Consider the following 16,906-nt stretch of genomic DNA (forward strand, 5'->3'; position numbering starts at 1 on the left):
GCTACTCCGTTCCGTCCGCGGGGATGACGGCGGTACCGCGAGCGCGGACCGCTACCAGAGGCGGTTCCAGGACCTGCGCGCGACCGGTGTCATCGGAACCGCGACAGATCACCCGGAGTTCGAAATCGACCGTGCGGCTGCGATTTCCCTTGTCCACCAGAGTTGCCTCGGCCTCGACGACGTCGCCGCCGCGGATCGGCGCGAGGAAGGCGACGGACGAGTAGCCCGCGAACAGGCCTTCGTGGCCGTCCAGCTCGATCGACAGATTCGTGCCGACGTCGCCGAACAGTTTCAGGGCGTAAGCGCCGTCGACCAGATTGCCCGCGTAGTGCGCATCGGAAAAGGCAACGTAGCGCCGATGGATTGCCTTGCTCATGGGATCTCCTCGTGGATCGGGCCGAGAGTGCGCGACCGCGCTTCGCCGTCGATCTCGATGCCCGGATAGCCGCGCTTGGCGATCTCGGTACACATCCGGCGGTATTTGCCCACCCCACCGACGTAACCCATGAAGGTGTTCGGCTTGCCCTCGACGTTGGAGCCGCGATACCAGGAGTCGGTCGTGGCGAACAGGGTGGGGGCGACGGTTGCCTCGGTGATGTCCACCCACTCGTTCTCGGCCTCGGCGGTGGCTTCGATCACCGTCGCGCCCTTGTCGCGGGCGTGTTCGAGGAGATCGGCGATCCAATCGACGGCCTGCTCGATCGTCACCACCACATTGCTCACCAGCGCGGGGCTCAACGGGCCACCGACCATGAAGAAGTTGGGAAAGTCCGCGGCCATGATCCCCAGATAGGACCGGATTCCGTTGCGCCAGGCCTGCTGTAGCCGCACGCCGGAGGCGCCGGTGAGGCCGAGCCCGAACAGCGGGCCGGTAAAGGCGTCGAACCCGATGGCAAGCACCACCGCGTCCACCTCGTAGGAGCCCTTCGAGGTGACGATCGCGTTCTCGGTCATCGTCTCGATCGGCTCGTCGCGCAGCGACACCAGCGATACGTTCGGCCGGTTGTAGGTCTCGTAGTAGTCGGTGCCGAAGACGCTGCGCTTGGCGCCGAGCGGGTGATACCTGGGCACCAGCAGTTCGGCGGTGGCCGGGTCGTCGACGATCTCGCGGATCTTGTCGTGGATGAACTCCGAGGCGGTCCGGTTCGCCTCGGCGTCGATGAGCAGATCGGCGAACTCGGCGCCGACGCCCTGGAAGCCGCTGCGCTCATAGGCTTGCTCGTAGCGCCGTCTGCGCTCCTCGTCCGAGACATCGAAGGCGTTGTCGGTGACGGGACGATCGGGGATGCCACCGGGCGAATGCCGGCATTCCTCACGGATCGCCACGTAGTCGTCCTTCACCGCATCGACCTGTTCCGGGCGGAGTTCGGCGTTGCGGGCGGGCATCACGTAGTTCGGGGTGCGCTGGAACACCGTGAGATGCTCGGCGACCTCGGCGATCAGCGGGATGGCCTGCACACCGGAGGAACCGGTGCCGATCACGGCGACGCGTTTGCCCGCGAGATCGTCGAGCGAGATATTCCACCGGCTGGTCGATACCCGTAGACCGGTGAAGTTCGCCAGGCCGGGCACGTCGAACTCCTTCGGGGTGGACAACCCGCCCGCGCCCGAGATCAGATAGCGGCTGCGCCGGGTCGCACCGTTGTCCAGCCGCACCTCCCACAACCGATCGGCGGCATTCCAGGTCGAGCCGACCACGCGGGTGTTGAAAGTGAAGTGCTTACGCAGGTCGAAGCGGTCGGCGACATGGTCGAGGTAGCCGAGGATCTCGGCCTGCGGCGCGAACCGCTGGCTCCAGGTCCACTCCTGCTGGAGCGCCTCATCGAACGAGTACGAGTAGTAGATGCTCTCCACGTCGCAGCGCGCGCCCGGGTAGGTGTTCCAGAACCAGGTGCCGCCGACGCTCGGCCCGGCCTCGAAGCCCGCGAAGGTCCATCCGGCTGTCGTCAGCCGGTGCGCGAGGTAGAGGCCGGTGAAGCCTGCGCCGACGCCGATGACGTCGACGACCCCGTGGTCGGAAGTAGAGGTGGATGCCATGGCATGAGCCGCTTTCGTTGATTTGGTCGAACGACTGGATCAAATGACTTACTTCAAAGTAGACCAGTGCTCCCGGTCACAGTCAAGGGGTGAGGCGGAAGTACTCGTGATCGCTACATGGGAAGCTCGGGCGAATCGACGCCGACCACACGGTCGCCGCAGAACACCCGCACGGACTCACCGGGGGCGTGGCCGCCGATTCCCGAAGTGCCCCAGAAACTTTGAGCCGAACCATCGGCCAGATCGGCGACCTTGGCGCCATTCACCCTGACCTCACCCGACAGCACCCGCGAGCCCACCTCGATCGCACGATCCAGATCGCCGCCGAACACATAGGCGTCCAGACCCGACGGATCGGCGTTGGCGACGCGCAACGCATCCTCGTCGGACTCCACGGCGTGCAGGCTGATGATCGGACCGAACAGTTCCGCGGTGGCCACCGACGCGTCGACTCCCGTGGCGACGGTCGGCGACAGGAAGAACCCGTCGAGCGCTGGCAGCGTCGCGGGCTGATGGATGGTCGCGCCGTGTGCCCGCAGCCCCTCGACGCGATCGCGCAGCATGGCGAAATGCGGGGCGTTCGAGATCGGACCGAGTTCGACGTTCTCGTCGAGCGAATGGCCGATCTCGATCCGGGCGATACGCTCGAGCAGGGCATCGAGCAGAGGCTCGACAAGACTCTTGTGCGCCAGCACCTTTCCCGGGCCCTCGCACCACTGACCGTTGAGCTTGGTCATCCCGTCGAGGATGCCATCGGCGGCCACGTCGATATCGGCGTCGTCCAGCACGAGGGCCGGATTGTTGCCGCCGAGCTCGAGCTGGAGGACCTTGAAGTCCTCCGCCGCGGCGCGAGCGATCGCGCGACCGGCGTTCGGGCCGCCGGTGAAGGAGACGACCTTCACCCGCGGGTCGCCGGTGAGCGCCGCACCCACCTCACCCGCACCATGTACGAGCTGCAACGCACCAGGGGGCAACCCGGCCTCGACGAAGCTCTCGACGATGATCTGCGCGCTGCTCGGTGCGTGTTCCGACGGCTTGAGGATGACGGGACATCCGGCGGCCAGCGCGCTCACCAGCTTCGCGGCGGGAATGAAACTGGGGCCGTTCCACGGGGTGAGGATGGCAGCGGGGCCCCACGGGATCTTGTAGAGCCGCACATCGCGGCCACCGGCCGCCAGCGCGGTGCGACGCGGGATGGCGCGCAGCTCCGCGGCCGCGCAACGAATCCGGTGCGGCAGGAACTGTGCGACCAGCCGGGCTTTCCCGATCGGGACGCCGCTGGTGAGGGCGTCGGTGCGGGCGATGTCCTCGATCCGGGATTCGACGATGTCGGCCGCGCGCTCGATGACGGTGGCGCGTTTCTTACTCGCCGCATCGTCCCAGCGTTCGAAGCCGTAGGACTGTTCGGCGTGGCGCAGCGCGCGCTCCACGTCATCGGGGCCGGTGGTGACGGCGCGATGTACCGGTCGGCCCGTATTGGGGTCGAGATTCCAGGCATCCGGGATCGTCGCGCACTCGGACCATTCGTCGGCGATGTAGTTGATCGGCTGGGGCAGTTGCGTATTCGACATCTGAGGCTTCCTTCGACGCTCGGGTGGGATGGATTCGCCGGTGATCAGACGGTGAGGTCGGCGACGATGCGGGTCACCGCGCCCGACTTCATCGCCTCGAAGCCCTTGTCGATCTCGTGGAACGGGATCACGTCGCTGACCATCTCGTCGAGCAGCAGCCGACCCTGCAAGTACAGGCGGGCGAACTGGATGATGTCCTCGTGTGCTTGGCCCGAGCCCATATACGAGCCGATGAGGCGCTTCTCGCCGAAGAAGAAATCCGACGCGGGCACCGTCAGCTCGGTGCCGTCGGGGGCAATGCCGACCAGGCACGCCGTGCCGGTGGTGCGCAGGACCGACAGCGCGGTGGCCGCGGTCCGCGCCGAACCTACGGCCTCGAACGAATAGTCGACGCCGTCGCCGAGCAGGTTCCTGACCTCGGTCGCGATATCGGCCGCACCGTTCACGACGTGCGTGGCGCCATAGGTCCGCGCCGCCGCGAGTCGGGCGTCGTCGAGATCCACAGCGACGATCGCCGAGGCACCGGCGAGTCGCGCACCCTGGATGATGGCCGATCCCACACCGCCGCAACCGATCACGGCGACGGTGGCGCCCGGGCGCACCTCGGCCCCCCGGAAGACGGCGCCGACGCCGGTGATGACGCAGCACGACAGTAGACAACCCACGTGCAGCCCCACCTCGTCGGGCATCTTCACCAGCGAGTTATGCCGCATCAAGGTGTGGCGGGAGAACGCGCCGACGTCACCGAGCCGCTCGACGATCCGACCATCGGGCAGCTGGAAGGCGGGACGTGGGCGCTGCCGGATCCGGGCGAGGCGCTGGCACTGGGTCGAATGGCCGACCTGGCAGTTGCGACACAGCCCGCACGAGGGCGTGAGGGCTCCTACGACACGGTCACCCGGACGCAACGTGGTCACCGCGGAGCCGACCGCCTCGACGATGCCCGCCACCTCGTGCCCGACCACCACGGGCAGGTCCGCGCCGACGGTGCCGGTCATATAGTGCAGATCGCTGTGGCACAGGCCGACATTCGAGACCGCGAGACGGACCTCGTCTGGCTCCGGGTCGTCGACCCGGATCTCGGTGAATTCGAGCGGTTCGTTCACCGCGGTGAGAACAGCTGCTTCGGTGGTGATCATCATCGTCTCCGATCTCGATTGCGCCATGCGGGCGCCGACGGCGCCGCGTCCTTCGATGTCCAGAAGCCCGCGATGCCTTCGTTGAAGGCGCCGGACTCCCAGGACCGGCGGGCGGAATCGCCTTCGCGGGCGAACGCGGCCTCGATATCTTCGGGGCGCGGCCGCAGCAGGCCGAGGTGCAGTGCGGTGATCCGCGGATCGGAGTTCCACTGCCCGACCATCTCGACCGCTCGGGTGACCAGCGTTTCCCGCGTGACGATCTCGTCGAGCAGACCGATCCGCAACGCCTCGTCGGCGCCGATCCGCCGGGAGCCGAGGACGATGCGCATGGCGTGGTTACCGACCAGGCGGCCGAGCAGGAAGCTCGAGGCGTTGGAGATGATGATCCCGCGGTGGTTCTCCGGCTGGTAGTACTCGGCGGTCGGGCTGCCGATCCGCCCATCGCAGCACAGCGTGATCTCCGAGGCTCCGCCCACGGCGATCCCGTTGACGGCCGCGATCACGGGGACCTTCGTCTCGAGGATGGCGCGGGTGATGTCGTGGAAGGTGGCGACGGCCTCGGCCATCTCGTCATAGGTCGACGGCACGGCCCGCAGATCCTCACCGGCGGAGAAGGCGCGTCCGGCGCCGGTGAGCACGATGCCGCGGACGCGATCACCGGTACCGAACCGGCGGATGGTCTGTGCGAGCCGTACCCGGGTCGCCACGTCCAGCACGTTCAGTTTCGTCGGCCGGTTCAGCGTGAGTACCGCTACGTCCGCCTCGATATGGAGGTCCAGGTGGTTGTCGGTCATATCCGGCTCCTCAGTCGCGCGGCGGTCGTAGGTCATGGGTGATGCCGGGATGTTCGGCGGCGCGCGCCTTCAGCGCGGGCTTGGACACCCGCTCGGACGGGGTGCGGGGGAAGTCCGCGACGAACTCCACGTAGCGTGGAAGTTTGAAGCGCGCCAACTGGTTTCGCACCCGGTCGAGAAGCTGCTGCGCGGTCGCCCGGCTCTGCTCCACGCCGGGCGTCAGCTGCACGAATGCCTTGACCTCCTCGCCGAACAGTTCATCCGGCACGCCGACGACCGCCGCCGCGACGACACTGTCGTCACGTTCGAGCACCCGTTCGACCTCCGCGCTGGCGATGTTCTCCCCGCCGCGACGGACCATGTCCTTGATCCGGCCGACCAAGCGGTAGCTGCCCGCCTCGCGGATGGCGACATCACCGGTGTGCAACCAGCTGTCGCGGAGGACCTGCGCGGTGTCCTCGGGCCGATTCCAGTAGCCGAGCATCATCGGTGCGCCCGAGGTGATCAGTTCACCGGACTCGCCCTCGGCGACCTCGCGGCCCTGCGGGTCGACCACCCGCACCTGCTTGGTGGGGACCGGCCGTCCCAGCCGTCCGGTACCGACGTCGGTGGCGCAGTCGGGCAGGCTCACCAGGTCGACTCCGCTCTCGGTCATCCCGAAGATCTCTCGCCACGGCGCGCCCCACCGCTGTTCGAGCTGCGCGTGCAGCGTGGCGGGGACGGCCGAGCACAGCACCAGGCGCAGGTCGTTGTCGCGGTCCTCGGGGGTGGGCGGCTGCTTGAACAGCAGGGTCGGCATCGAGCCGAGCACATAGCAGAACGTGGCCCGGTGCTTGCGGACATCGGCCATGAAACCCGAAGCGGAGAACCGGGGAAGCACCACGAGCGGCATGCCGACCGTGAGACACAGCGAGGTGTTCCACTGCGGGTCCATATAGGAGAACGGCTGCGAGGTGAGCGCCACATCGCCGGGCCCGAGGTCCGCGGCGACCGCACAGATCCACCCCAGCCGAGTCCAGTAGTCGTGGGTCAGCATGCAGGCCTTGGGAAATCCCGTTGTCCCCGAGGTGTATTGGAGGTTGGCGAGCGTCGCACCGGACAGGGCGACAGCGGGCCGCCGCGCGGGAAACCGCGCGAGGTCGCCGGGCGAGGCGACGTCGCCGATTCGGAGATCGGCCAGATCGCTGTTCGCGGCCAGCACCTCGTCGACGAGCGGGGCATGGGCGGCATCGGTCAACACCATCCGGGCGCCGGAATCCCGGAGCACGAATTCCAGGTCCGCCCGCTGATAGGACGAGTTGACCGGCACCGCCACGCCACCCGCCGCCAGGATGGCCAGCCAGGCGATCGGCCACTGCACCACGTTGGGCAGCATGATCGCGACCCGATCGCCCGGGCGGACCGCATCCTCGGTGACCAGTCGCTGCGCGAGACGCGCGGTCCACTCGTCGACCTCGCCGAAGGTCAACGATCCCTCCGCGAATCGGAGGAACTCCTGGTCGGGACAGCAGGCGGCCTGGTCGGCCAGCAGACCGACGAGAGTGTCGACGGACGGGTCAACGGCCATGCGATCGATGGCGATCGCACCTGTGGGGCGGACCGGTTCGATTCGGGTCATGTCGTCCTCTTCGCGAATAGCAGATGGTGGGCAGCTCGTCATCGATCGACCTGCGGTCGCCGGACTGCCGCCGACGCGACGCTCACGCCGCTGGGCGCGAGTACGGCCACCAGTGGATGGAAATGTGAGGCCTGCCATAACGGTAGCGATAGTTTGTCAATTGATCAAGCCATTTGACCCACTTCGTTGGACGCACGGCGTCGGGCACGCCGGTGATATGCCGTTCCAGCTGGTAATGTCGGCACTGACTTGATCAATCGTTCAGATCTGACCCGACAGGAGCAACGCATGGCTCGCATCCCCGCCGCCGAACGCCGCGCCGACCTGGTGGCCGCTGCCGTGCGCGTAATCGCCGCCCATGGGGTGGACGGAGCCACCACGCGCCGTATCGCCGAGGAGGCAAATGCCCCGCTGGCCACGCTGCACTACTGCTTCTCCACCAAGGAGATGCTGTTCGGCGCCGTCTTCGAGCATCTCGCCGGTCAGTATCGAGAAGTATTGACGCGCAACGATGCCCACAGCGATGTGCAGACCACGGCACGCGCGCTGCTCCGCGGCGTGATGGAGTGGTATCTGGAAAATCCGGACTTCGGCGCGACGATCATCGAACTGATCAGCTGGGGCCAGCGCGAGGGCGAGCAGACCCAGGGCGTGTACAACGCGGCCTTCGAGACCATGCGCGCGATCCTCGAAGCCACCCCGACGCGATCGGGTCGACCGGTCGACCGTGACACGATCGACCGACTGATCTACGTGGTGTCCGCATTGTCGGACGGCTTCGCGCTCAACTGGCTGGTGTTCACCGACACCGCCGCATCGGCCGCGCAGCTCGAGCTCACCCTCGGCGTGCTCGATGCGTGGATGTCGACCAACCTCGGCGATGCCGCCGCCGCGCCCGCGGTCGAGCCCGCGAATGCCACACCCGTGCCGGATATGCGGTCACTGGTGTCCTGGGTGCGCACGGATTGATATCGCGCCGACCCGAAAGTCTGTGGCCGACACCGAAAAGACCGCGGCCACAGACATTTTCGGTCCACTCAACGCCGCTCGGCGGCCGCCTCGGTGAGCCAGCGCAGCGCACCGTCATCGCTTTCCATCCACTCCGGATGCCACTGCACCCCGAGTACCGCGGCCCCGGCGAGCTCGATGGACTCGGCCACACCGTCATCCGTGCGACCGGTGACCACCAGACCGTCGCCGCAGACGTCGACTGCCTGGTGGTGCCACGAGTTGGTCACCAATCGGTCGCCGAACACCTTCTGCGCGATCGTCCCCGCATCGAAGGTGACCATATGGTCGGGGTCACCGTCCGACAGCGGCCCACTCGACATGAGGTGGCGCACCGGCCCGACCGGCAGATCGGGGATCAGCGTGCCGCCGAGCGTCACATTGAGCACCTGCATACCGCGACACACGCCGAGCAGCGGGATCTCCCGGTCGAGCGCGACCCTGGTCAACGCCATCTCGAACTCGTCCCGGACAGGGTCGTGAACCGAGGGATCCGCGAGCGGGTCGACACCGCTGACCACCGACTCGTCGCCGCCCCAATAGCTCGGATGCACATCCTGACCGCCGGTGACCACCACACCGGACAGCCACTGGCCCAACGCCTCCGGTTCGGCGTCGTAGGGCAGCATCACCGGCACACCACCGGCGCGCGTGATCCGGTCGGCGAAATCGGAGATGAAGCTATCGGTACGGCGCTGACCGTACCCCGGATGGCTGCCCCTGATCAGCTCGGTGCGAAACCGCCGCCCGGTCAGTCCGATCAGCGGTTTCGCCCGTGCCGAGCGAGCTGTCACGGGAACTCGAAGTATCGGGCCGACTCCCACTGCGAGAGTTCGGCGAACGGATCACCGCCGGCGGTGTGGAACTGCATCCACTCCCAGCGCCGCGTCCCGACCCAATAGTCCACGAACTCGTCACCGAGCTGTTCGCGCAGGATCAGATCGGCCTCGAGCGCGTCGGCCGCCTTGGTCATGGTGTCGGGCAGCCGCTCGAGGTCGGGCACACACCAGGCCAGGTCGCTGACCGGCTCCGGCGGCTCGAGCTCGCCGTCGAGGCCCGCGATCACACCGGCGAGAATCGTCGCGACCGCCAGGTACAGGTTGGCGTCGGCGCCGGGAACGCGATATTCGAGACGGGAGTAGGCCGGGTGTCCGCACACCGCACGCACCGCGGTGCTCTTGTTCGCGATACCCCAGGTGACCGTCGTCGGCGGGCCGCTCAGGTCCACCAGGCGGCGATAGGACGTGATCTGCGGGAGCATGACCGACGCCGCGCCCCGCATTGTCGCGAGCAGTCCACCGACAGCGTGCCGCATCGTGTCCGACGGCCCGTCGGGAGCATGGAACGCGTTGACCCCGTCCCGCCGCAAGGACAGGTTGATGTGGGATGCCTGGCCGTATCCGGCGGTCGGCTTGGCCATGAACGTCACGGTGTGACCGAGTTCGAAGGCCACTTCCCGCATCACCTGCCGGGCGCGAGCCCAGTTGTCGCACACCGAGATCGGATCTCCGGGAACCAGATTGAGTTCCACCTGGCCCGCCGCGTCCTCATCGCTCCACGCTTCCCACTCGATGCCGATCTCGTCGAGGCGCCGGGCGACCGACGACATGTAGTCGACCCAGTCCTTGGACTTGGCGAGGTGGTAGGCGGTGCCCGCACTACCGCCGAGCGGGGTCAGATCGCGGTAGCCCTTGGTCCGGGCCTCATGGATGGATTCCTGGAACACGGTGGCCTCGATCTCGACCGCGATGGTCGCGGTGAAGCCGCGCGTGGCGAGTCGGTCGACCAGTGTGCGAGCGAGGTTGCGCGGACAGGTCCCGATCGGCGTGCCATCGGCCTGCCAGTAGTCACCGATGACGGACTCCAGGCCGGGCGCCCACCGCACCAGCGTCGACATATCGGGCCGGAACTGCACATCCGACACATGCCCGCGCCACTCGGGAAAGGCGAAACCGAAGGTCGGTGCGTTGCCCAGATCGAGGCCGAACAGGAGATCAGCCATTGCGAAGCCCGAGTCCGCGCATGCGGTGAACTTCTTGGGTGCCAGATTCTTACCGAGGAAGCTGCCGTCATGGTTGGTGGACTCGAGCCGGACCGTATGCACCGGAATGTTGTGATCCGTTGCGGTGGCAGTGATTTCAGACATCGTATCGAACCTTCCATGATGCGGCGACCAGCACCGACAGCTGTGAGAACGTGCCGCGTACGCCGATATGGCCGGTGGACAGGGCAGCGATCAGGTCGTCGGCGCCGGAGAAGATGCCCGCCAGCAGCTCCGTCGGACCGGCGATGACGTAATGGCTCTCCCCCTCGCCGACGACGTGCTGATCCAGCCCGTCCGGGCCCTCGGTGATCGCGATGAGCACGTCGGGGATGCCCGGCACCGACCGGGCGGCGGCCCAGAACGACTCCGCGGCGGTCCGCCAATCCGGCAGTGGCGGCGCGAGCAGGGCGATCGTCGCCGCGGCGAGATCGTCGGCGCCCACCAGCTCGCCGACCAGGGCGAACCGCTGGTTCAGATCGACGATCATGGTGAGGTCGGGCTCGACGAACACACCGCTCGACACCGCGATGGCACCGGGCGTGAGGGTGATCGTCGCGGCCTGCGGGGTGTCGTGCGAGCGGATGGCGACTGTGCCCGCCACCGTATCCGGGACGGCGCCGTCGGCGCGGATGGAATCGGCAATGGTCCGACCGATCAATCGGACGATCGGACTCGCGTCCTCCTCGATCCGAATATCGACCCCGCCGACCGCCTCGGTCCCACATGCGGGACCGATCGTCGTTTCGGTCATCTTGCTGTCCTTTCGATTCGACGAGATCGCATGCGCGGTAGACCGTCGTCAGTGGATCCCCGAGTTGACCAGAATTTCTAGTCAAACGTCTGAGTCATATGACTATGATAGTGAGGCACAGATCACTTCCTGTCAACGACTTTGCGAGGTTTTCCATGAACGACGGCCCGGACTGGTGGCACCTGCTCGATGACCAGGCGGCGGCAGTAGCCCGGATGCTCGGTCAGATCCTGCGGAAACCCCTCCGCGAGCTGGGACCCGAGCAGGCCAGGGCACTGGTGGACTCGACTCCGTCCAGTGAACCGATCACGCCGGTCGAGCATGTCGGACAATTGACCGTGCCGACACGTGCGGGAACGATCCGGGCTCGCCGGTATCGCGCGGGCCGAGCCGCGCCCGCCGACGGCGCACCCGCGCTGGTCTACCTACACGGCGGCGGTTTCGTCCTCGGCACCTTGGACGGAGCAGACGAGGTGTGCCGCGCGATCGCCGCGGGTTCGGGTTGGACGGTCGTATCCGTGGAGTACCGCTTGGCTCCGGAAAACCCCTATCCGGCAGCGCTGCAAGATTGTATCGACGCCTACGCATGGCTGACGACAACAGCGCCGGAGCTCGGCATCGACCCGAACCGCCTCGCGATCGGCGGCGACTCGGCGGGTGGCAATCTCGCCGCAGCCCTGTGCCTGCACCGACGCGAGGAAGGCAGCAGCCTTCCGGTGACACAGGTGCTGGTCTACCCCGCCGTCGACGACACGTTCACCACGGCGTCGTGGTCGGACTTCGCCGACGCACCGCTGCTGAGCGCGGCCAATGCGCGCTGGCTCTGGGAGCAGTACGTCGGTGCGGACCACACGGGTGGCGACCACCTGGCGGCACCCATGCGCGCGGCGTCGCTGCACGGCTTGCCGCCCGCGCTGATCATGACCGCGGAGGTCGACCCGATCCGCGATGATGCCGAGGCGTACGCATACCGACTGCGACGCGAGGGCGTTCCGGTCACACTGACCAGATACACCGGCGTCTTCCATGGGTTCTTCACCGAGGTCACGGCGTTCGCGCAGGCCGGACAAGCGATCGAGGAAGTGTGTATGCATCTACGCGAGATCGCGCAATAGCCAACCGATCTGGTGACCGTGATGCTGTGCGCATCACGGTCACCAGATGTGCGGCGAGCAGTGCCGGTACAGGTGCGTTGGGCGTTCGCCTGCCGACCACTGCTCGTCGATGACTGGCAGATCCCGTTATTCGGCAGAGGCCCGGGCGGGACTGCGCATCAGGCGGATCGCCAACACGACGATCCAGATGCCGCTGGCAACGATTCCGAGCCGTTCGATGAGACCTGCGGGTCCTCCGTCCACCAATTTGGCGATCAGGGCGAAGACGATATAAGTGGTGGGGACCAGCAGGCCGGTGGCGACCGAATACCGGTACCAGCCGCGACTTGCCAGCGGCTCACCGCGCCGGGCGAGCACGAAGCACACCGCGGTCATCGAGGTGAACTGAACCAGACCGAGGAGAGTGTGCACGGCGCCGTGAACTGTCAGCGTCTCCGGCTCTCCCGGCGGGTAGCCCAGCGAGGGGTCGGGCAGGATGGGTCCGATGGCGACGAAGGTGAGGCCATAGATGCCGAGCAGAACGGGGCCCCAGGTGGAACCGCGCCCGGTGCGCATCAGCTGCCGCGTCCCGAAGGCAAAAGCGAGCAGCAGCGATCCGGTGACGATGTAGTTGGTTATCTGCATCCATCCGCCGGGACCCAGTTCGAGGTTGCTGTCGGGCACCACCCAGGGGTTGTAGTCGGGGCGGATCGCACCGAGGACGTGAATGACGACAATGTTGAGCAGCGGACCGATGACACCGCAGATCAACAGCAGTTTCATCACTGCCGAGTGCTGTCCGGCGCTCGGTGCCGAGGTATGGGCGGTCGGTGGCTTCGCGGGGCCGAGAGTGTCGGTCACGACACGGCTCCTCTCGTCGATCGGGGTTGTTGTCGGTTCGAGGTGCGTTCGATTCGCCGACCGCACCCGAGGGGACACCACTATCGAACGATCGGTCACCCCGAGTATTGGAAAAATGTTCCCCGCGCCCGTACCGCCCCTTGGCACTTCAGCCCAGGTATGGCATACGGCGCCCGTCCAGGTAGTGGGTCAGCCTGAGCCTCTGCGTGTGGTGGATGTCGAGGCCGTCCAGTTCGGCGGGACTCACGAACCGCAATTCGGTCGACTCGTCGGAGACGGCGAGGACGCCCCCGATGACACGGGCGAGGAAGCACACATTGAACTGGCGTCGGACCTCGCCGTCACTGTAGGCGATGATATGGCGGGGATCGGTGTAAGTGCCGACAAGTCCGGTGATTTCGATATCCAGCCCGGTTTCTTCCTTGACCTCTCGCACAGCACAGCCGGGAAGGCTGTCGGTCAGTTCAGCCGAAGAAAGTAACGGATCGTTTGTAGTGGGAAAGTAGCGGATGTGCGGCGATTTCCCCCGATGAGACCAAAAATCCCTCTACCAGCTTGTGCTGGTAGAGGGATTCTTCCTGCTCCCCCATCTGGACTCGAACCAGAAACCTGCCGATTAACAGTCGGCTGCTCTGCCAATTGAGCTATAGGGGACTATCCTGTGGGCCGTCGGCGTACCGGGCGGACCGAGGTGAAACTTTAGCGTATGGGTGGGCGGGGGCCCAAATCGTGTCGTCAGAGGGGGGTGAGGGGGTGTTGAGCGGGGTGTCTGTGGGGTGGGTGGATCGACAGGGGTGGTGGGTGTCGGGCAGGATGTAGGCCGCGGACAGGCGAACGGGAGGAGCTCGAACAGATGCTGCGGTTGATGATCGGCATCGCGGCCGGGTATGTGCTCGGCAGCAAGGCCGGGCGGGCGCGCTATGAGCAGATCAGTGCGGCCACCCGCGCGGTCACGGGAAGCCCGGTCACCCGCAAGCTCGTCCAGGTGAGCAGGCAGCGGCTGTCGGACAAACTCAGCACGCGTCCGGCGCTGGAGCCGATGGAGCCGCTCGATGAGCGGACCACGGTGCTGGTGCCGCACGATCAGTTGCGGCGCTGAGCTTTTCGATCCCTCAGAACAGCGACTGCGCGTCCGCGGCGATCATGAAGCCGTGCCCGGCCTGATCGCAGCGGATGCCCGTGGGCATCGACGTGCACGCGGTGCCGCGGACGATGATCGTTTCTCCGTACTCCAGGACGTTTCCGCCGCCCTTGCGGGTGCCGTCGGTCGGTGAGCCGACGAAGAAGCCCTGGTTCACGCACATGAATCGGGCGGCCCCACCGACGACCTGGGCGGCCAAAGCGCGGTCTTCGCGGCTGGTATCGCAGTCGGTCAGCTCCGGCGGCACCACTTGTGTGGTGCGCAGTTGGCAGCCGGTGCCGAGTTCACCTTCGTTGATGAAGCCGCACATGATGTTTCCGGTGGGCGACTGGAAGTAGTAGTGGTTGCCCTGCTGGAAGTCGCGGGCGTCCACGGTGGCGTCGTCACGGGAGGGCAGGGTGGTCGGCGGGACGGCCTCGCCGGTAGGGGGCTGGCCGGGGTTCGGCTCGCCGGAGGCGATGGCGGGCGGCGCGGGTTCGGGAGTGCCCGGTGTGATCGGCCGCTCGGGAGCCGTGGACACCGCCGAATTCGCGTCCGCTGACGGCGGGGAGCTGTCTTGCGCGCAGCCCGACATCCCGAACGCCACGAGGACCGCCAAGCTCGCCAGAAACACTCGCTTCATCCCACGCCTCCCACCGATGGTGCCGAACCCGACTACCGAGTTGATCATCGAGCAGGACGTGATCGTTACGGCGCAACCGATCCGTACTCACTACCTTCCCACCCGGCACAAGGACCGCCGCCGGACCAAGTGCATGCTCGCACCACCTTCGCCGACCTGGTGCCGGGGACAGATCCACCTGTGCCAGGCCACTGCACGCATGCGGGTGAGTGCCACTCGGGCGACCCCGAATCAGTGCGGCGCGAAATCGTCCGAATTCCCCATGGCCTGCTCCAGCAGGCTCTTGCGGTACTGCTCCAACGCCACCAGATCGCCGAACAACGTCAAATAGGCCTCGGATTGTTCGGTCGACGACACCCGGTGCAGTTTCGATTTCAGCTCCGCGATCTGGCGGCCGACCAGGCCCTCCTGCGCGCGGGCGAGCACACCGGTGACGAAACGCGGGATATCGCCTTCCGACCGCACCGGCAGGGGCTCGCTCGCCAGTTCCGAGATCAAGGCGCGCACGGTCAGATCGTCGGTGCGATCGGATACCGCGCCGACCCATTCGGCGCCGACCAGTCCGGCCGCGGTACCACCGGCTTCGGTGATGAGCGTGCGGATCGTCACGTACGCGGGATGGGTGAACGCCTCGACTTCCAGCGCATCGAACGAGGGCCCGGCGATGGACGGATATTGCAGTCCGGCCGCGAGCGCCTGGCGCTGCGGGAGCAGGACGGGATCGTTCGGGTTCGGCCGGGCGACGGGAGCGTCGGCGGTCTGCTCGCGCGGATTACGTCGCGTGGTGCCGGGCGCGGCGCCGCCGGTGCGCTGACGTTTGGCTTCCTCTTCGACGCGCCGGTAGACGGTCTGTACATCCAGCCAGCCGGTGCGATCGGCCAGGTCGGTGGCGTAGCGCTTACGTCGTCCGTGGTCTTTGATCTGCGCCACCAGCGGCACACCCCAGCGCAGCACCTCCACCTGACCGTCGCGGGTCAGATCGTTGATCCTCGGGTCCTTGCGCTTCTCGATCTCGCTGTCGAGCGCGAATTCGAACAGCAACCGGCGTTTGGCCACCACATCGCGTACGGCGGCGTCGCCGGAATGCTGGCGCAATTCACACGGGTCCTGCCCGTCCGGCGTGGTGGCGACGTAGATCTGGGCGGCGACCTTCTGGTCGTTGAGGAACGCCTTCAGTGCGGCCGCCTGGCCTGCCGCGTCACCGTCGAAGGTGAAGATGATCTCGCCGCGCCAGAAGTTGTCGTCCATGAGCAGGCGTCGCAGGATGGCCAGATGGTCGTCGCCGAACGCGGTACCGCAGGCGGCGACAGCGGTTTTCACCCCGGCCAGATGCATGGCCATCACGTCGGTGTAGCCCTCGACGACCACCGCCTGATGTCCCTTGGCGATCTCGCGTTTGGCGTGATCGAGCCCGAACAACACCTGAGACTTCTTGTACAGCACCGTTTCCGGCGTATTGACGTACTTACCCGGCATGGTGTCGTCGTCGTAGAGCTTGCGGGCGCCGAACCCGATGACCTCGCCCGCCAGATTGCGGATGGGCCACAGCAGCCGCCGGTGGAATCGGTCGATCGGACCGCGCCGACCCTCCCTGGACAGGCCTGCCGCTTCCAGTTCCTTGAACTCGAAACCCTTGCGCAGCAGGTGTTTGGTCAGCGTATCCCAGCCGTCGGGGGCGTAGCCGCAGCCGAACTGGGCGGCCGCGGCGCCGTCGAAATTGCGTTCGGTGAGGTAGGCGCGGGCCGCTGCGGCTTCGGGTTCGCGCAGCCTGGCCATGTAGAACTCGTGCGCTGCGGCGTTCGCGGCCACCAGCCGGGCTCTGGTGCCGCGGTCACGCTGGACCGAGGTCCCGCCGCCCTCGTAGTTGATCTGGAAGCCGACCTTGTCGGCGAGCTGTTCGACCGCTTCGACGAAACCGATGTGCTCGATCTTCTGGATGAACGCGTAGACGTCGCCACCCTCACCGCAGCCGAAGCAGTGGAACAGGCCGTGGTTGGGCCGCACATGGAACGACGGCGATTTCTCGTCGTGGAACGGGCACAGCCCCTTCATGGAATCGGCGCCGCCACGCTTGAGCGCGACGTACTCCCCCACCACATCCTCGATCCGGACGCGTTCGCGTATCGCAGCGATATCGCGATCTGGGATTCGTCCGGGCACTGTTGAAGTCTAGCGGGCGCCGCCGGGCGCGGGCCGCCGCAGTCCTGACGAGGCCACACGGCCATG

At 66.8% G+C, this 16,906-nt stretch carries 16 protein-coding genes and 1 tRNA gene; 3 read left to right on the forward strand and 14 right to left on the reverse strand.

Annotation, left to right across the window (positions count from 1 at the left end):
• Window position 1 precedes the first annotated feature (1 nt).
• The 6 genes from QH168_RS20845 to QH168_RS20870 all read right to left on the reverse strand — a co-directional run bounded on the left by QH168_RS20845 (window position 2) and on the right by QH168_RS20870 (window position 7,159).
• The gene (locus QH168_RS20845) at window positions 2-376 is read right to left on the reverse strand and encodes a hotdog domain-containing protein (protein WP_280236439.1); all 375 of its coding nucleotides are present in this window, start codon (window positions 374-376) and stop codon (window positions 2-4) included.
• Window positions 373-2,037: a flavin-containing monooxygenase gene (locus QH168_RS20850; protein ID WP_280236440.1), complete on the reverse strand. Its 1,665-nt coding sequence runs from the start codon at window positions 2,035-2,037 to the stop codon at window positions 373-375. The genes QH168_RS20845 and QH168_RS20850 overlap by 4 nt, the downstream gene beginning before the upstream one ends.
• 113 nt (window positions 2,038-2,150) lie before the next feature.
• Complete coding sequence (locus QH168_RS20855; RefSeq protein WP_280236441.1) at window positions 2,151-3,608, reverse strand: aldehyde dehydrogenase family protein; 1,458 nt, start codon at window positions 3,606-3,608, stop codon at window positions 2,151-2,153.
• 44 nt (window positions 3,609-3,652) lie between these two features.
• Complete coding sequence (locus QH168_RS20860; protein ID WP_280236442.1) at window positions 3,653-4,747, reverse strand: Zn-dependent alcohol dehydrogenase; 1,095 nt, start codon at window positions 4,745-4,747, stop codon at window positions 3,653-3,655.
• Entirely contained in the window at window positions 4,747-5,541 is a 795-nt protein-coding gene (locus tag QH168_RS20865; protein WP_280236443.1) for an enoyl-CoA hydratase/isomerase family protein, read from the reverse strand. Before QH168_RS20865 ends, QH168_RS20860 begins: the two co-directional genes overlap by 1 nt.
• A 10-nt stretch (window positions 5,542-5,551) precedes the next feature.
• Entirely contained in the window at window positions 5,552-7,159 is a 1,608-nt protein-coding gene (locus QH168_RS20870; RefSeq protein ID WP_280236444.1) for a class I adenylate-forming enzyme family protein, read from the reverse strand.
• A 288-nt stretch (window positions 7,160-7,447) separates the two neighbouring features.
• Here QH168_RS20870 and QH168_RS20875 point away from each other — a divergent pair, with 288 nt between their 5' ends.
• Complete coding sequence (locus QH168_RS20875; protein ID WP_280236445.1) at window positions 7,448-8,128, forward strand: TetR/AcrR family transcriptional regulator; 681 nt, start codon at window positions 7,448-7,450, stop codon at window positions 8,126-8,128.
• A gap of 68 nt (window positions 8,129-8,196) precedes the next feature.
• Here QH168_RS20875 and QH168_RS20880 read toward each other — a convergent pair whose 3' ends face one another.
• Genes QH168_RS20880 through QH168_RS20890 form a run of 3 tightly spaced genes read right to left on the reverse strand, consistent with a single transcriptional unit; the run spans window position 8,197 to window position 10,962 of the window.
• Window positions 8,197-8,961, reverse strand: coding sequence for a gamma-glutamyl-gamma-aminobutyrate hydrolase family protein (locus tag QH168_RS20880; protein WP_280236446.1), 765 nt, complete (start codon window positions 8,959-8,961; stop codon window positions 8,197-8,199).
• On the reverse strand, window positions 8,958-10,313 hold the full coding sequence (locus QH168_RS20885) for a glutamine synthetase family protein (RefSeq protein WP_280236447.1): 1,356 nt from the start codon (window positions 10,311-10,313) through the stop codon (window positions 8,958-8,960). Before QH168_RS20885 ends, QH168_RS20880 begins: the two co-directional genes overlap by 4 nt.
• Window positions 10,306-10,962 (reverse strand): hypothetical protein, encoded by a 657-nt coding sequence (locus QH168_RS20890; protein WP_280236448.1) that lies wholly within the window; start codon window positions 10,960-10,962, stop codon window positions 10,306-10,308. The genes QH168_RS20885 and QH168_RS20890 overlap by 8 nt, the downstream gene beginning before the upstream one ends.
• A gap of 155 nt (window positions 10,963-11,117) precedes the next feature.
• On the opposite strand from QH168_RS20890, the gene QH168_RS20895 reads away from it, so the two are divergent.
• Window positions 11,118-12,077, forward strand: a complete 960-nt coding sequence (locus tag QH168_RS20895) for an alpha/beta hydrolase (protein WP_280236449.1) — start codon at window positions 11,118-11,120, stop codon at window positions 12,075-12,077.
• 126 nt (window positions 12,078-12,203) lie between these two features.
• Here the strand turns inward: QH168_RS20895 and QH168_RS20900 are convergent, their stop codons facing one another.
• The 3 genes from QH168_RS20900 to QH168_RS20910 all read right to left on the reverse strand — a co-directional run bounded on the left by QH168_RS20900 (window position 12,204) and on the right by QH168_RS20910 (window position 13,571).
• Window positions 12,204-12,917 (reverse strand): DUF998 domain-containing protein, encoded by a 714-nt coding sequence (locus QH168_RS20900; RefSeq protein ID WP_280236450.1) that lies wholly within the window; start codon window positions 12,915-12,917, stop codon window positions 12,204-12,206.
• Between the two features lie 148 nt (window positions 12,918-13,065).
• Window positions 13,066-13,428, reverse strand: coding sequence for an NUDIX hydrolase (locus QH168_RS20905; RefSeq protein WP_348537603.1), 363 nt, complete (start codon window positions 13,426-13,428; stop codon window positions 13,066-13,068).
• Between the two features lie 70 nt (window positions 13,429-13,498).
• Window positions 13,499-13,571, reverse strand: a tRNA-Asn gene (locus tag QH168_RS20910).
• A gap of 199 nt (window positions 13,572-13,770) precedes the next feature.
• Between QH168_RS20910 and QH168_RS20915 the strand changes: the two genes are divergently transcribed.
• The gene (locus tag QH168_RS20915; protein ID WP_280236452.1) at window positions 13,771-14,016 is read left to right on the forward strand and encodes a hypothetical protein; all 246 of its coding nucleotides are present in this window, start codon (window positions 13,771-13,773) and stop codon (window positions 14,014-14,016) included.
• A gap of 13 nt (window positions 14,017-14,029) precedes the next feature.
• Here QH168_RS20915 and QH168_RS20920 read toward each other — a convergent pair whose 3' ends face one another.
• The gene (locus QH168_RS20920; protein ID WP_280236453.1) at window positions 14,030-14,680 is read right to left on the reverse strand and encodes a DUF6636 domain-containing protein; all 651 of its coding nucleotides are present in this window, start codon (window positions 14,678-14,680) and stop codon (window positions 14,030-14,032) included.
• A gap of 231 nt (window positions 14,681-14,911) precedes the next feature.
• The gene (gene dnaG, locus QH168_RS20925) at window positions 14,912-16,840 is read right to left on the reverse strand and encodes a DNA primase (RefSeq protein WP_280236454.1); all 1,929 of its coding nucleotides are present in this window, start codon (window positions 16,838-16,840) and stop codon (window positions 14,912-14,914) included.
• Window positions 16,841-16,906 lie beyond the last annotated feature (66 nt).

The sequence above is a fragment of the Nocardia cyriacigeorgica genome (genome assembly GCF_029868385.1).
Lineage (GTDB): Bacteria > Actinomycetota > Actinomycetes > Mycobacteriales > Mycobacteriaceae > Nocardia > Nocardia cyriacigeorgica_F.

Coding starts and splice junctions, on each gene's coding strand:
- QH168_RS20845 (WP_280236439.1), bottom strand. CDS start 376: ATGAGCAAGGCAATCCATCGGCGCTACGTTGCCTTTTCCGATGCGCAC.
- QH168_RS20860 (WP_280236442.1), bottom strand. CDS start 4,747: ATGATCACCACCGAAGCAGCTGTTCTCACCGCGGTGAACGAACCGCTC.
- QH168_RS20885 (WP_280236447.1), bottom strand. CDS start 10,313: ATGTCTGAAATCACTGCCACCGCAACGGATCACAACATTCCGGTGCAT.
- QH168_RS20865 (WP_280236443.1), bottom strand. CDS start 5,541: ATGACCGACAACCACCTGGACCTCCATATCGAGGCGGACGTAGCGGTA.
- QH168_RS20915 (WP_280236452.1), top strand. CDS start 13,771: ATGCTGCGGTTGATGATCGGCATCGCGGCCGGGTATGTGCTCGGCAGC.
- QH168_RS20850 (WP_280236440.1), bottom strand. CDS start 2,037: ATGGCATCCACCTCTACTTCCGACCACGGGGTCGTCGACGTCATCGGC.
- QH168_RS20870 (WP_280236444.1), bottom strand. CDS start 7,159: ATGACCCGAATCGAACCGGTCCGCCCCACAGGTGCGATCGCCATCGAT.
- QH168_RS20875 (WP_280236445.1), top strand. CDS start 7,448: ATGGCTCGCATCCCCGCCGCCGAACGCCGCGCCGACCTGGTGGCCGCT.
- QH168_RS20895 (WP_280236449.1), top strand. CDS start 11,118: ATGAACGACGGCCCGGACTGGTGGCACCTGCTCGATGACCAGGCGGCG.
- QH168_RS20855 (WP_280236441.1), bottom strand. CDS start 3,608: ATGTCGAATACGCAACTGCCCCAGCCGATCAACTACATCGCCGACGAA.
- QH168_RS20890 (WP_280236448.1), bottom strand. CDS start 10,962: ATGACCGAAACGACGATCGGTCCCGCATGTGGGACCGAGGCGGTCGGC.
- QH168_RS20920 (WP_280236453.1), bottom strand. CDS start 14,680: ATGAAGCGAGTGTTTCTGGCGAGCTTGGCGGTCCTCGTGGCGTTCGGG.